Annotated in this window: 1 pseudogene; it reads left to right on the top strand. The window is 47.3% G+C overall.

The window, feature by feature from the left end:
• Nucleotides 1-50: 50 nt before the first annotated feature.
• Nucleotides 51-1,026: pseudogene (locus ABGY95_RS03670) on the top strand (hypothetical protein); the annotation flags it as partial.

The following is a 1,026-nucleotide window of genomic DNA, read 5'->3' as shown; positions in this document are numbered from 1 at the left end:
GGTCAGGTGAGTCGTCTTTTCTCCTAACATGCCCTCTACGTGCTGAGACAATCCATGCACACAAATTTACAGAGGCACTCTGGTTCTCGAGTTGGGGCTTCATTCTTCTTGGTAGCCCGATGCTCATTGCGTACGGCATAGTGCGGGACGCACCTTGGAGCTTTTTCGTAATGATTGTACCGTTTATCGTTACTTTTGTTGTTATTCCAGCGTCTATCGGCAGCATATTGTGCATGCTGGTCGTTGCCGGACTACCTCGACTACGACTTCACGCTTTATCAATATCATTTGCTTTAGTCGCCGTAGGAATCTTTTGGATCTCATGGTCAACTTTTAGTTCCACAAAAAGCCAGTTGCTCACAACTGCTTGGTTTGAGGAAACGCTGTCTCGCCTTGCCATGACCGAGCAGGTATTTCTACCGAGTTGGTGGCTTGCCTCCGGTCTTCTCGATGCGGCACTACGCGGAGAATCCCCCGACTTGACTAATCAAAGCACTCGTGAAGCATTGAAGTTCTTGGGGCTGATTCTCGCCAATGCACTTCTTCTCAGTCTTATAGCCAGTTGGGTTGCACGCTGGACCTACCGTAAAGGCTACAGCAACCTGCAGGCAGAAGTACCAATCAGGAAGCGCAGACAACTCTTCTGGCTTGATGAACTACTCACACGTGGCGGATCACACGTTGGAAATCCTATTCGCCTGCTGCTTGTGAAAGACCTCCAAATTTTCCGACGCGACGTCACTCAATGGTCTCAATTCATAATCTTTTTTGGTCTTTTGGGCCTTTATTTCTATAACCTCCGCTCATTTAACTACTCGCATGTCTACGCATCCCTTATTGGGCATCTCAACTTAGCTGTCGTAGGTCTCATCTTTTCAACTTTCACAACCCGATTTGTTTTTCCATCAATTAGCCTTGAAGGTCGCCGTTTTTGGATCCTTGGTCTTCTTCCTATTGATCGAGATCAAATTGTATGGTCTAAGTTTTTCTTCTCATTTGCAGGGGGCCTCATACCCTGCCTTGGAT

Origin of the sequence: Rubritalea sp. (genome assembly GCF_039830215.1) — a bacterium.
Taxonomy (GTDB): domain Bacteria; phylum Verrucomicrobiota; class Verrucomicrobiia; order Verrucomicrobiales; family Akkermansiaceae; genus Rubritalea.
Note: the sequence above shows the minus strand (reverse complement) of the source record. Positions and strands in the feature narration are given on the sequence as shown.